This window comes from Nonomuraea sp. KM90 (genome assembly GCF_052246675.1).
Taxonomy (GTDB): domain Bacteria; phylum Actinomycetota; class Actinomycetes; order Streptosporangiales; family Streptosporangiaceae; genus Nonomuraea.
Window position 1 is genome coordinate 1 of the sequence record NZ_JBQQCB010000123.1, and the last position, 12,682, is coordinate 12,682.

The 12,682-nt window shown below is 70.5% G+C and carries 15 protein-coding genes and 1 tRNA gene; 11 read left to right on the forward strand and 5 right to left on the reverse strand.

Features of this window, described 5'->3' with window-relative positions; genetic code table 11:
- Positions 1 to 84 precede the first annotated feature (84 nt).
- Together ACTWPW_RS52420 and ACTWPW_RS52425 are read right to left on the reverse strand one after the other, a co-directional pair.
- Positions 85 to 375 (reverse strand): hypothetical protein, encoded by a 291-nt coding sequence (locus ACTWPW_RS52420; protein WP_443173350.1) that lies wholly within the window; start codon positions 373 to 375, stop codon positions 85 to 87.
- A 587-nt stretch (positions 376 to 962) separates the two neighbouring features.
- Positions 963 to 1,036: transfer RNA gene (locus tag ACTWPW_RS52425), tRNA-Pro, on the reverse strand.
- Between the two features lie 127 nt (positions 1,037 to 1,163).
- Between ACTWPW_RS52425 and ACTWPW_RS52430 the strand changes: the two genes are divergently transcribed.
- The 4 genes from ACTWPW_RS52430 (at position 1,164) to ACTWPW_RS52445 (ending at position 3,263) form a co-directional block, all read left to right on the forward strand.
- Complete coding sequence (locus ACTWPW_RS52430; protein ID WP_375109414.1) at positions 1,164 to 1,556, forward strand: hypothetical protein; 393 nt, start codon at positions 1,164 to 1,166, stop codon at positions 1,554 to 1,556.
- A gap of 70 nt (positions 1,557 to 1,626) precedes the next feature.
- Complete coding sequence (locus ACTWPW_RS52435; protein ID WP_375109415.1) at positions 1,627 to 2,178, forward strand: hypothetical protein; 552 nt, start codon at positions 1,627 to 1,629, stop codon at positions 2,176 to 2,178.
- A 5-nt stretch (positions 2,179 to 2,183) separates the two neighbouring features.
- Positions 2,184 to 3,056, forward strand: a complete 873-nt coding sequence (locus tag ACTWPW_RS52440) for a hypothetical protein (protein WP_443173351.1) — start codon at positions 2,184 to 2,186, stop codon at positions 3,054 to 3,056.
- A gap of 6 nt (positions 3,057 to 3,062) precedes the next feature.
- Complete coding sequence (locus ACTWPW_RS52445) at positions 3,063 to 3,263, forward strand: hypothetical protein (protein WP_357866276.1); 201 nt, start codon at positions 3,063 to 3,065, stop codon at positions 3,261 to 3,263.
- Positions 3,264 to 3,361: 98 nt separating this feature from the next.
- Here the strand turns inward: ACTWPW_RS52445 and ACTWPW_RS52450 are convergent, their stop codons facing one another.
- Together ACTWPW_RS52450 and ACTWPW_RS52455 are read right to left on the reverse strand one after the other, a co-directional pair.
- Positions 3,362 to 3,775, reverse strand: a complete 414-nt coding sequence (locus ACTWPW_RS52450; RefSeq protein WP_375109417.1) for an ATP-binding protein — start codon at positions 3,773 to 3,775, stop codon at positions 3,362 to 3,364.
- 16 nt (positions 3,776 to 3,791) lie between these two features.
- Entirely contained in the window at positions 3,792 to 4,562 is a 771-nt protein-coding gene (locus tag ACTWPW_RS52455) for a SigB/SigF/SigG family RNA polymerase sigma factor (RefSeq protein ID WP_364111907.1), read from the reverse strand.
- Positions 4,563 to 4,735: 173 nt separating this feature from the next.
- Here ACTWPW_RS52455 and ACTWPW_RS52460 point away from each other — a divergent pair, with 173 nt between their 5' ends.
- The gene (locus ACTWPW_RS52460) at positions 4,736 to 5,092 is read left to right on the forward strand and encodes an STAS domain-containing protein (protein WP_364112428.1); all 357 of its coding nucleotides are present in this window, start codon (positions 4,736 to 4,738) and stop codon (positions 5,090 to 5,092) included.
- 139 nt (positions 5,093 to 5,231) lie between these two features.
- Here ACTWPW_RS52460 and ACTWPW_RS52465 read toward each other — a convergent pair whose 3' ends face one another.
- On the reverse strand, positions 5,232 to 5,948 hold the full coding sequence (locus ACTWPW_RS52465) for a GAF and ANTAR domain-containing protein (RefSeq protein ID WP_364111909.1): 717 nt from the start codon (positions 5,946 to 5,948) through the stop codon (positions 5,232 to 5,234).
- Positions 5,949 to 6,007: 59 nt separating this feature from the next.
- Here ACTWPW_RS52465 and ACTWPW_RS52470 point away from each other — a divergent pair, with 59 nt between their 5' ends.
- From ACTWPW_RS52470 to ACTWPW_RS52495, 6 genes are all read left to right on the forward strand, one after another.
- Entirely contained in the window at positions 6,008 to 7,840 is a 1,833-nt protein-coding gene (locus tag ACTWPW_RS52470; RefSeq protein WP_375109418.1) for a SpoIIE family protein phosphatase, read from the forward strand.
- Between the two features lie 106 nt (positions 7,841 to 7,946).
- Positions 7,947 to 9,050, forward strand: a complete 1,104-nt coding sequence (locus tag ACTWPW_RS52475; RefSeq protein WP_375109419.1) for a glycosyltransferase — start codon at positions 7,947 to 7,949, stop codon at positions 9,048 to 9,050.
- 85 nt (positions 9,051 to 9,135) lie between these two features.
- Positions 9,136 to 10,569: an AAA family ATPase gene (locus tag ACTWPW_RS52480; RefSeq protein WP_375109420.1), complete on the forward strand. Its 1,434-nt coding sequence runs from the start codon at positions 9,136 to 9,138 to the stop codon at positions 10,567 to 10,569.
- 22 nt (positions 10,570 to 10,591) lie between these two features.
- The gene (locus tag ACTWPW_RS52485; RefSeq protein ID WP_443173352.1) at positions 10,592 to 11,311 is read left to right on the forward strand and encodes a glycoside hydrolase family 16 protein; all 720 of its coding nucleotides are present in this window, start codon (positions 10,592 to 10,594) and stop codon (positions 11,309 to 11,311) included.
- Positions 11,312 to 11,398: 87 nt separating this feature from the next.
- Positions 11,399 to 11,800, forward strand: a complete 402-nt coding sequence (locus ACTWPW_RS52490; RefSeq protein ID WP_443173353.1) for a GbsR/MarR family transcriptional regulator — start codon at positions 11,399 to 11,401, stop codon at positions 11,798 to 11,800.
- 32 nt (positions 11,801 to 11,832) lie between these two features.
- On the forward strand, positions 11,833 to 12,603 hold the full coding sequence (locus ACTWPW_RS52495; RefSeq protein WP_443173354.1) for an alpha/beta fold hydrolase: 771 nt from the start codon (positions 11,833 to 11,835) through the stop codon (positions 12,601 to 12,603).
- Positions 12,604 to 12,682 lie beyond the last annotated feature (79 nt).

Below are 12,682 nucleotides of genomic sequence, written 5' to 3' on the forward strand. Positions count from 1 at the left end.
GCCCGCGTCCGGCTGATCCCCGGCGACACACCCGTCCCGAACCCACTACCGCAGACACTTACCGCTTAACCTGCAGAAACAGGATCACTCGAAGATCGATTCATACACCACGTCCGTGGACGTGACCGTCGCTCTACGATCAAGAACACGTTGGCGATCCTGGTAAGGATCATGGAACAGGCCGTTCGGGATGGAATCATCACGCACAACCTGGCACGGCTCAGCGGGTGGCAACGTGAGTTCGAGCAGGCGGAAGACGAGTTGGACCGATCCGCGCACGTTGGCGTTGCCGGACTGGCATGCGCTGATCTCGTTGGCCGCCGCGTTGGTGGAGCGCTCAACCGGCCGGTACGCAGGCTGGGGGGATGTGGTCATCTTCGCCGCGTGTACAGCTGCACGGATTGGTGAGGTGTCGGGCGTGCGGGTCAAGGACATTCGATCTGGACACGTGGATATGGACGGTACGTCGGCAGACCACACCGGGGCCGGGCGGGCTGATTGACAAGGGTACGAAAGGCAAACGTGCCCGTGAAGTCCCGGTGATCGGGGAAGTTCGCGAGCGGGGTGGAACGGCGCGTCGAGGCGGTTGGGGGAGTGCCGGACGTGCGGCTGTTCACGGGCCCGCGCGGCGGTCGGATTACCACGGCGGTGCTGCGTGATGCCACGCACTGGGATGAAGTGGTCACGAGCTTGGGCTATGAGCACTTCCGGCGGCCGGCGTGCCGGTGCATGTGCTTCGGAAGATCGCGGGGCACGGATCGCTGATGACCACGCAACGCTACCTTCATTCGCAGCGCTCGGCCGTCGCGGCGGCCGGGAACGCGCTGGGCGCTCATTTGAGCGGGTGGTCCCCACGTGGTCCCCAGCTGCGTGTTGTCGCCTTGCCGCATTCGGCGTCGTGAGAATATGCGGAAGGCCCGTCTTCCTGGAGTTTTCCAAGAGTGACGGGCCTTGCTCAACCGTCGGGACGACAGGATTTGAACCTGCGACCCCTTGACCCCCAGTCAAGTGCGCTACCAAGCTGCGCTACGTCCCGGTTGTGTCGGCCGCCCCCTGCGGGGCGGGACGTCATAACCTTAGCGCACATCGGAGGTGTACGCGTACACGGAGAGCGGGAGCGGAGGCGGCCAGTGGGGCGCAGGGCGACCATTGATCGGAGGGAGTTGGCCAGGCTCGTCGCCGAGGGCATGAGCGTGCAGGAGCTGGCCGTTCACTTCGGGGTCAGCGAGTCAGGGGTGCTGCAGGCCAAGCGGGCCGCCGGGCTGGCCAAGCCGATGCTCGACCACAGCGCCGCGCTCCCGTGGAAGATCGCCCGCGCGCACACCCAGTCCGGGCCCGCCACCAATCTGCGTAACCTGTCGGCGGCGGCGCAGGGGAAGCCGCCGGCCGCCGAGCGGTTGAACACCGCTCTTCGGTGGGCTCAGCGGCTCGTGGATTCGGGGCTCGACGTGCGGTACGACGCCACGGAAGGGTTCAGCGAGGTCCCTGCGCCACCAGCGGGCTCACATGTCGCAACCGTGCTGGCCGCGGCCAGGGAGGGGCTGGAAGCCCGCTGAGGCGGGGAGTTTCGACCTGCCTGTTCGAGGGCAGTCGCTGGTCTCAACACAGAGACCGGAGGCGAACATCATGACCACCTGGGCATGGGTGGCCGTCGTCGTGGTCGCGGTGGTGGCGCTCGCCGCAGTGGGTTACTTCGTGCTGCAGCAGCAGAAGCGCCGCACCCATCTCCGCGAACGCTTCGGCCCGGAGTACGAACGCATAGTCGCCGAGCACGACAACAACCGCCGGGAGGCGGAGCAGGAGTTGCTCAGCCGCGAGCAGCGGCATTCTGAGCTCGACATCCGCCCCCTGACGGAGGAATCGCGCGAAACCTACGCCAACCGGTGGACCGAGGTACAGGAACGCTTCGTGGACGCCCCCGGATTCGCGGTGACGGAGGCCGACCAGCTTGTTACGGCGGTCATGGCGGAGCGGGGCTACCCGACGGAGAACTTCGAGCAGCGCCTGTCCGACCTGTCGGTGGGGCACGCGGCGACACTCGATCACTACAGGACGGCTCACGAGATCAGCGGGCGCGCGGCCAGGAAGGAGGCCTCCACCGAGGACCTCCGGCAGGCCATGGTGCACTACCGCGCGCTGTTCGAGGAGCTGCTGCACGAGACCAGCCGAGGACGGTGAACGATATGAGCAGCGACGAGCTGAAAGTGCCGTCGCAACGCCACGATGTGACCGAGGACGATCACACCGACAAGGACCACGACCCCGACAACGACCACGGTAACGACCACGACCCCGGTAACGACGCTCGCGAACACATCGCCGACGACACCGGCAACCCCACTGGCAACGACAGGGACCCGGCCGGCAGGAACGACCTCGCCGACGACGAGGAGCTGGCCCGTAGCGAGGCCCGCACCGAGCAGCTGCCCCGGACCGACGACGAGCCGGTGGTAAGTGGGTCCCGCGTGGACGACGAGCCGGTGGCGGGTGCTACCCGCTTCGACGACGTGCCGGCCACTGGAAGTCCCCGCGCCGCCGACGAGTACGCCGCCGCCGTCCCCGGTGCCGTCCCCGCCCCCGCCCCCGGCGGCGCGTACGACGACGACCCCTCCTACCGCGACCCGTACGCCAGGACCGGCGGCGACATGCTGACCGAGCCCGGCGCCCGGACGGTGGACGACGACGTCGACCCCGCCCACGCCACCCCGGCCGCGACCGGTGAGACGCCGGCCCACGCCGCCCCCGACGACATCGTCCTGTTCGACCAGGACCCCACCCAGGTGCAGGCCCGCTGGCGCGACCTGCAGGCCTCCTTCGTGGACGACCCGGGCCAGGCCGTACAGCGTGCCGACGGGCTGGTCGGCGAGGTGGTGGAGTCTCTCACCAGTACCTTGACCAGCCGCACGAGCGCCCTGCGGGACCGCTGGAAGGACGCCGAGAGCACCGACACCGAGCAGCTGCGCCTGGCGCTGCGCGACTACAGGACCGTCCTGGAGCGCCTGCTCGCCCTCTCCAGCAAATCCCCGGGGCAGTTCCAGAGTCAGGGAATGAGGTGACATGACATGCTCGCGGTCATCGCAGCGATCATCTTCGGGCTGGGCTTCCTGCTCGACCTGGTAGGCGCGACGATTCCCGGCGGGTTCTCCGGCATGACGTTCGTCCTGCTGGGGCTGACCCTGCTGGCCCTGCACCAGGCAGGCGTCGGCACGGCCAGCATCCGCACCGGGTACAGCAACTGGCGCGGCGGCAGGGCTCGCCGCTAGGAGTCCGCACGGAACAGGAGCGGCGCGAGCGGCCGGCAGGCCCCCCGCGCCGCTCGCGTCTCAGCTCGTTTCAGCTCTGGCGTTCCAGCTCTGGCGTTTCAGCTCTTGCCGGGGAAGCGCATGATGACCGTGCTGCCGCCGCTGCCGACGCGCAGGGTCAGGTCCGAGGAGAGCAGGCGGGCCACCCACAGCCCCATCCCGCCCACCGAGCCCGGCATGGGGCCCGGCTTCCAGACGCCCTCGTCGTGCACCTCGACGATCAGATCGCCGCTGACCGCCCAGGTACGCAGGCTGGCATGGCCGGCCCCGTGGGTGACGGCGTTGGTCGCCACCTCGTTCACGGCGATGACGAAGTCGCCGATGGCCTCTTCCGGCATGCCGACGGTACGGGCCTCCTCCTCGGCGAACTGCCGGACCTGGGGAAGGTCCGGCAGCCGGAAGCGGAGCTTCTTCACGGGCGCGCCGGGTGGCGGGCTCGTGTAGCCCGACTGAGGCTCGACGTCCTCGTTCACCCGGCGACCGCCTTCGTCAGCCGACCAGCTCTGTGCGTAGCTGGTCGAGAACCTTGCGCAGGATGCGCGAAACATGCATCTGGGAGATTCCGAACTCGGCCGCGATCTCGGCCTGCGTCATGTTGCCGAAGAAGCGCAGCAGCAGGATGTGCTTCTCGCGGGCGGGGAGGGCGTCGATCAGGGGCTTGACGGCCTCCCGGTCGACCATGTTGCTCAGCGTGTCGTCGTCCTCGGGGATGACGTCGCCCAGGGAGGCCGCGTCGTCGTCGGTGCCGAGGGGCGCGTCGAGCGACAGGGTGCTGTACGCGGCGGAGGCGTCGAGCGTGAGCAGGACGTCCTCCTCGGTGATGTTCATCTTGGCGGCCAGCTCCGCGACGGTCGGGGACCTGCCCAGGTCCTGGCTGAGGTCGGCGACGAGCCGGTTGAGCTCGGAGCGGCGCTCCTGGTAGAGGCGGGGCACCCGGATGGCCCAGGTGCGGTCGCGGAAGTGGCGCTTGACCTCGCCGGTCATCGTCACGACCGCGTAGCCCCTGAATGCGTGCCCGAGGCTCGGGTCGAAGCCGTTGACGGCCTTCATCAGGCCAACATACGCGGCCTGGAGGAGATCCTCCAAAGGTTCGCCGCGATAGCGGTATCGCCGGGCTATCTCCATGGCGAGCGGCCGGTGCATCTCGACGATGCGTTCGCGCAGGCGCTCCCTGTGGCTGTCGGGCGTCTCTTCCCTGACCATCTCGGCCAGGAGTTCTTCCGCGGTCATCTCCTCGAGGACGTATTCCTGCACAGCCATCGCTGCTCCTCATATGGATCGCAGGCGGCCTCACACAGGAAAAAGCCCATGCAGAGGCACGCCTCGCTCTACTCTCGAGACCGAAGCCCTCTGCTGGACTTCGGATCCAGTCTCCCCCATCTGGCGGGAAGTATTCCTCGATCGCGTGGTGACAGTAGGGTTGCCCCGTGACAATGCCCGAGAACGGCGAGGGGCCAGTGGCGGCCCTCAGCCTCACGTCGTCGACCGTGGACGAGATCACCGTGGTCAGAGTCGATGGCGTGCTCGACGCCACGACACGCGAGCAGTTCGCCGACTATCTGTCGATGGCCGGCTCGGACCTGATCCTGGACCTGGCTGGGGTGACGTTCATGGATTCGCGCGCGCTCGGGCTCATCGTCCATCACTGGCAGACCAGCCTGGCGGCGGGGGCCAAGTTCGCGCTGATCGGCGTCGAATACTCCAAGTCCAAGGTGATGTGGATCACCGGGCTGGCGCAGCGCCTGCCCCTCTACGACACGCTGGACGACGCGCTGGCGGCCATGAAATAGCCGGGGAACAGCCCGGCGACGACAGCCCGGCGACCGCAGCTCAGCAACTACAGCTCAGCGACCACAGCTCAGCGACCACAGCTCAGCGACCACAGCTCAGCGACCACAGCTCAGCGACCACAGCTCAGCGACCACAGGCTCAGCGTCGCGACTTGCGCTGGTGCTCCTCGACCAGGAGCCTGGCCAGGTCGGCGACCTTGACCTGGTGGTGCTGGGAGATCCTGCGCAGCTCCTCGAAGGCGGCCTCGGAGGTGCATCCGCTGGTCTGCATGATGATGCCCTTGGCCTGGTCGATCACCGACCGGCCGGCCAGGGCCTCCTGGAGCTGCGCCGCGTCGGTGCGCACCTCCTCGAACTCCCACATGTTGGACATGGCCACGCCGACCTGCTCGGCCAGCATGTCGGTGAGCGAGCTGGTCCCCTGCGGGGAGAACGCCCCCGGGCGTACCGAATAGAGCCCGACGATCAGCAGCGCGGGCGACACCTCGATGGGGACGACGAGCACCGAGCGCACGCCCCAGCGGGTGGCCAGCGCGTCGTAGCGGGGCCAGCGGGTCTCCTTGAGCACGTCGGTCACGATGGCGCGGCCGCCGCTCTGCCGGGCCTCGATGGAGGGGCCCTCGCCGAGCTCGCGCTCGCCCTCGACGAGCATGATGAGCTCGCTGTGCGAGCCGGAGACCAGGACCCGATGGTCGCGCCAGTGCTCGGCGGAGGCTCCGGAGCAGCCGGGGACGCCCGCCGTCAGCGCCGTGGTCAGGCCACGCAGCACGCTTTCGGTTGAGGTGTCCTCGCCGAGCCGCCCCAGTGCGGCGAGGTCACGGGCGAGACCAGGGGTGATCATCGCGGTTGATTCCATAGCAACAAGCCTCTACCCCTTATGGCTAGCATTATCCCGGGTGGCGTAGCGTTCAGACCATGACCATGCCGGACCTCGAACACGCGCTTGACGCTCTTGCCGGGCGCGTCTCCTCGTTGCGCGAGGCGAGGGCCGCGTACCCCGCCGACCTGGCGCCCACGCTCGACGCCGCCCTCGCCGAGCTGGACACCGCCGCAGAGCTTCTCGCGGAGGCCCGCGAGGAGCTGCGCAAGGCGCCCAAGCGGGCGGGGGGCAAGAAGGACGGCGCGCAGCGAGAGCTGAAGCTGCTGCGCCAGGTGTTCAGGTCCTTCCCCGTGCCGGTCATCGTGCTCGACGGCGGTGGCGTGGTCAGGCGGATCAACCCCGAGACCTCCCGGGTGCTGGGCAGCCCCGACGGCTACCTGGTGGGCCGGTCGTTCCCGCTGCTCGTGGACGTGTCGCGGCGGGCGGCGTTCCGGTCGCACCTGACGTCGGTGCTGCAGACCGGGCAGCCGTCGGCGTTCGAGACGCGGCTGGCGCACCAGGGCCGCACGCACACCGTGCAGCTCGCGATGACCAGGCTGACGATGCCGGGCGAGCCGCAGCAGATGGTGGCGGCGGTGGCGCTGCCGACCGAGGTGCAGCTCCCCGAGCCAGGCACGCGCCGGCCCGAGCAGTCCGACGGTGCGCTGCTGCTGGCCACGGCCAAGCGGCAGGACCTGCTGGTCAAGATGGCCAGGCTGCTGCTCGACGAGGAGGCGCTGCTGCGCCCCGTCGCGCTGCAGCGGGCGACGCGGCTGCTGGCGGCCGACTGGGCCGACTGGGTGGTCGCCGACATGGTGCGTGACGGGGCGCCGCGGCGCTCGGTGGTCATGGCACCGAAGAACCATCCGCTGGGCGACCTCGTCCGCCAGGCGGAGTCGGCCGACCCGGCGAGCAGCCAGGTCGTGCTGCAGGTGCTGGAGCGCGGCTCCGGCGTGGTACTGGAGATGGTGGACGACGAGACGCTGCTCGGGTTCTGCGCCGACGGGCCGCTGCTGACCGCGATGGCCGCGGGGTCGATGCTGAGCGTGCCGATCGGCCGCTCCGACGGCGTGCTGACGCTGGTGCGTACGCACGACAGGCCCCCCTTCGCGCTGGCCGACCTCGCGGTCATGCAGGAGGTGGGGCTGCAGATCGGCCTGGCGGTACGCGCCCAGAGCAGCTTCCAGAGCCGCTCGCGGGCCGCGGACGCGCTGTCGGCCAGCGTCGCCCCGCGCAACCTGCCCGACGTGCCCGGCTACGAGGCGGCGGCCGTCTACCATCCCGGGTCGTCGGTGGGCGCCGAGTTCTACGACGTGTTCCCCGTCCTGGGCGGGTGGGGCTTCGCGCTGGGCGGGGCGGCCGGCAAGGGCGAGGAGGCGGCCTCGGTCAGCGCCATGGTGCGCGGCGGGCTGCGGGTGCTCAGCGTCTGGGAGGACGACCCCGACCTGGTCATGCGCAAGGTCAACGAGGCGCTGGTCGCGCAGGGCAGCGGCATGTTCGTGATGGCCGTGGCGGGGTTCGTGAAGGGGCGCGAGATCCGGCTGTCGTCGGCCGGGCACCATCCCGCCGCGATGTTGCAGTCCGACGGCGGCGTGCGCTTCGCCGCCGGCGGCGGCGTGCCGCTGGGCATCTCGCCCGAGGCGGAGACCGGGGTGGAGGTGCTGACGGTCGCCGCGGGGGAGACGCTGGTGCTCTATTCGGAGGGGCTGATCTCCTCCAGGAACGAGCTGGGCGAGCCGTACGGCGAGGACCGGCTGGCCGACGTGCTCAGCCGGTGCACGGGCCAGGCGCCGTCCACGGTGGTCAAAGCGGTGGAGGCGGACCGGCACGCGTTCTCGGGCGGCCAGGTCTGGGACGAGATCGTGGTTTTCGCGCTCCGAGGTGTCTGATCTGCGGGGGTTTGCGATTGGCAGAAACCTGGGTAAGGTCAAAGTCATAGACCGACGTGCCTAAGACGCAGGCACACCTTGAAGGCTTTCCACGCTGAGGTGTGCCATGAATATCGCGATCGTCGCTTCCGCCAACGGCAATCAGAATCACCGCATCCTGTCTGTCGCACGCGAACTGGGACGCGAGCATCACGTCACCGTCTACTCCCGCCGTGACAACGCCGAGGGCAAGCCCAAGACGCGGGTGGCCCCGGGAGTCACGCTGGAGCACATTGACGTGGGCCCCGCCCAGGAGCTTGCCGCCGACGCGCTCGTGCCCTATCTCAACGAGGTCGGCAGTCATCTGATGCGCCGGTGGAGCCAGGACCGGCCCGACGTGATCCACGCCCACTCGTGGACCGGCGGATTGGCCGCCGTGGCCGGCGCCGAGGGGCTGGGGGTTCCGGTCACGCAGACGTTCCACACGGTCGACGCCACGCACATGGAGCTGGAGCGGGCGCTGGGCCGCCGGGCCGACGCGGTCATCGCCGGCTCGGGCGACGAGGAGTCGGCGCTGATCCGGCTGGGCGTGCCGCGAGGCAACATCGCCATCGTGCCGTACGGCGTGGACACCGAGCGCTTCCAGCGCCGCGGCGCGGTCGCCACGCGCGGCACGCGCAAGCGCCTCCTGCACGTGGGGCCGCTCTCGATCGACCGCGGCGCGCACACCATCGTGCGGGCGCTGCAGGGGCTCGGCGACGTCGAGCTCGTCATCGCCGGTGGTCCCGAGCCCGAGGACCTCGACGAGGACAGGGACGTGCGCCGCCTGCGCGCGCTGGCCGACCAGCTCGGCGTGGGCGACCGGGTGACGCTGCTCGGCCAGGTGAAGCGGGCCGCGGTGCCCAAACTGATGCGCAGCGCGGACGCCGTGGTGTCGGTTCCGCGCGAGGCCGTGACGGGGATCGTCGCGCTGGAGGCGATGGCCTGCGGCGTGCCGGTGATCGCCTCGTCCGTCGGCGCGCACCTCGACTCCATCATCGACGGCGTCACCGGGCTGCTGGTGCCGCCGGACCGGCCCGCGCGCACCGCGCGGCTGGCCCGCGAACTGCTCTACGACCCCACCCTGCGGACCGCCCTGGGCTACGCGGGCGCCGACCGGGCGCGCTCGCGCTACTCCTGGGAGCGGGTGAGCCAGGAGCTCGTACGGGTCTACGAGGCGGCCTGCGCCTGACGTCGCGAACCATACTCCGGCAGGTGGCACCCGCCACCTGCCGGCACCATTTCCAGACCGCCCCCGCTGTGCCAGTGTGGCCCGCATGGAGATCGATGAGGCACGATCGCTGGCACGCGCGCTGCAGCGGCTCGTCCACGAGGCCCACGGCCTGATCGACGAGTCCCGGCCGGTGCCCGAGCTGGTGGCCAGGGTGACCGGGCACCTTTCCTGCGCGCTGAAGGACCTGGTCTGCGTCACGCAGAGCTTCCGGAACTGGGAGCACGCCAGCCTCCAGCGCGGCGTGGACGCGTACCTGGCGGAACGCGGCGAGCCCGCCTGGTACGGCGTGTCGGGCCAGGGCCGCGAGCACAACGACACGATCGACATCCTGACCGCGGCCAACCGCGGGTTCGAGCGCTTCGAGCCCGGCGCCGTCGACTACGCCACCACGGCGATCGGCTCGGACGAGACGATCGAGGTCGTGACGTTCGGCCTGGTCGAGACGACCGCGCCGGACGGCGCCCCGATCGTGGTGTGCCTGCGCGGGCCGGCCGAGATGTTCGGCAGGGAGGGTTGCAGGGTCGAGGTGATCGCCGCCACGCGGGCGAGCGCCACGGCCGCCAGAGAGGAGATCGAGCGGCAGATGCGCCGCCACGACGTCCTGCGCGGCCAGATCCTGACGTTCGGCGTCTCGGAGCACCGGGGCAACAGCCTGGTGACGTTCCTGCCGCGCCCGGCGCTCGGCCCCGAGCAGGTGATCCTGCCCGACGGGGTGCTGGAGACGATCGAGCGGCACGTGGCCGGCATCGGCCGGCACGCGGAGGCGCTGCTGGCCCGCGGCCAGCACCTGAAGCGGGGCCTGCTGCTGCACGGCCCGCCCGGGACCGGCAAGACCCACACGGTGCGCTACCTGATGGGCCGCATGCCGGGCGTGACGGTGGTGGTCATGGCCGGTACGGCGCTGCGCTTCATCTCCGAGGCGGCCACCATGGCCAGGCGGCTGCAGCCGGCCATCGTGGTCGTGGAGGACGTGGACCTGGTCGCCCACGAGCGCCGCTTCTCCGACGAGGGCAGCCCGCTGCTGTTCACGCTGTTCGACGCGATGGACGGGATCGGCGCCGACGCCGACGTCACGTTCGTGCTCACCACGAATCGGGCCGACCTGCTGGAGGACGCCCTGGCCAACCGGCCGGGACGGGTGGACCTGGCCGTGGAGGTGCCCAAGCCGGACGCGGCCAGCCGGGCCGCGCTGCTGCGCCTCTACGGCGCGGCGGGGCTCGCGGAGGAGGACCTGGAGCCCCTGGTCGCCCGGACGGAGGGGATGACCGCCTCGTTCTTCAAGGAGCTGCTGCGCCGGGCGGTGCTGGAGTCCCTGGAGGCGGATCCCGCTCCCGAGGCCCCCGCCGCCGCCCACCTGACGGCGGCGCTGGAGGAGATGCTGCGCGCCCACGAGTCCCTCACCCGGACGCTGCTCGGCGCCCGGGGTGGCGATGGGCCCAGAGTGGCTTATGGGCCGGATGGGCTGTTATCAGAGTGAAATCTTTGCTTCGATGGTCCGCATGCCTACACGCAGTCCGATCTTGGCGGCGGTGGCGCTCGCGGGCGTCGCCGCCCTTCCGCAGACCGCGCACGCGCAGACTCCGAGCTGGGGCGAACCCGTCCTCGTGGAGAACTTCAACGGCTACTCGATCAACACGAAGCGGTGGATGATCTACCACTCGCCCCAGGCGGAGCGCAACCCCCGCACCGGCCGGGCGGCCACGGTGGCGAACGGCGCCCTGCGCCTCAAGGGCGGCATGTACGGCGGCAAGGACCTGTCGGGCGGCGTGGCCACCCGGCTCGCCCAGCAGTACGGCCGCTGGGAGGTCAGGTTCAGGGCGGAGGCGGGCGCCGGTTACACGCCGGGGGCGCTGCTGTGGCCGGTCTCCCAGGGCGAGGGCGCGGGCTACGCCGAGATCGACTTCGCCGAGATCGTGGACCCGAAGCGGCAGGGCGGCGGCATCTTCGTCCACAGCGGCCACGGCCGCGCCCAGCGTCAGCTCCGGGCGGACTTCACCAGGTGGCACACGGTGGCGGTGGACCGGCTGCCGGGGCGGCTGACGTTCTGGCTGGACGGGAAGAAGGTCTGGGACTACCGGGGCGCGCACGTGCCCGACGGCGGCCGGATGGGGCTGGCGCTGCAGAACGACGTGGTGTGCGAGCCCCGCTGCCGCGACTCCGCCACGCCCGCCACCGTCTCGATGTACGTGGACTGGGTGAAGGTCTACAAGGCCCGCTGAGGGTCGCTCACCAGCAGCGGGATCCTTCGTGAGAGGCTCGCCGACCGCGTCGCCGCCTTCTACGCCCGGGAATACGGCTTCCCGCCGGTGGCCGGGCGGGTGCTGGGTTACCTGTTCATCTGCGAGCCGCCCCAGCAGACGATCGCGGAGATCGGCGAGGCCCTCATGGCCAGCCGCAGCGCGATCACCGGGGCGGTCACCCTCCTGGCCGGCCACAACGTCGTGCGCCGGACCCGGTCGGCGGGGCAGCGGGTGGACCACGTCACGCTCGACCCCCGGGCGCTCGACCCGACCGGTTTCGCCGGCGCGGTCTACCGGGAGCAGGCGGAGCTCGCGCGAACGGCGCTCGGCCTGCTGAAGGACGGCTCCTCCGAACGCCGGGCCATGCTCGAGGAGGGTGCCGCGTTCTACGACTTCCTCGCGGAGCGGATGCCCGCTCTGCTCGCCGAGTGGCACGAGAAGCGTGCCGCCCTCGGCCACCGCCCCTGAGCGGCGTCATCACCCATCGAAGGGATCCCCCCATGTCGCGCGAACTCACCATCCCCGCAGCGGACACCCGGCTGCACGGCCTCGACACCCCCGGCGGCGAGCCCGCGCTGCTCTTCCTGAACGGCGGCTTCGCCACGCAACGGCACTGGAAGCCCGTCATCCGGCGGCTCGGCGGCAGGCACCGCACGGTCACCTTCGACGCGCGGGCGCGCGGGAAGTCGGGCAGGTCGTCGGACTACTCGACCCGGGGCGCCATCGACGACATCGGCCGCGTGATCGACGCCGCCGGGTTGACGCGGCCGATCCTGGTCGGCTGGTCCCACGGCGCGACGATGGGCGTGCGCTACGCCACCGAGAACCCCGACCGGGTCGGCGGGCTCGTGCTCGTCGACGGCGCCTACCCGATCAGGATGTTCGACGAGGCGGGCAAGGAGCGCGTGCGCGCCCAGTTCAAGCGGCTGGCCTGGCTGATGCGCATCGCGGCCTTACTGGGCCGGTCGGCCAGGATGAGCCCGGCCGAGACGGCCCGGGCCGTCATCGAGATGGACGCGCTCAACGGCGAGTTCGAGGCCGACTTCGCCGCCATGCGGTGCCCGGTCGCCTTCGTGGTCGCCAGCGGCGCGCACTCCGGCTCCACGGAGGAGGAGAACGCGCGGATGCGCGCCGCCGTCGCCAGGGCCACCGCGGCCAACGAGCTCGTGACGGTCTACGCGACCGCGCCCAGCAACCACGTCCAGGTCATCGCCAAGGACGCCGGCCTGGTGGCCGGCGCGATCGAGGACGTCGTGAAGCGGGCGGCGTGACATGGTCCGACCGAGGTCGGTGGTAGTTGTCATATGACTTATGGATTTGTACGATGACGTACGACTTCGCCGCCGACCT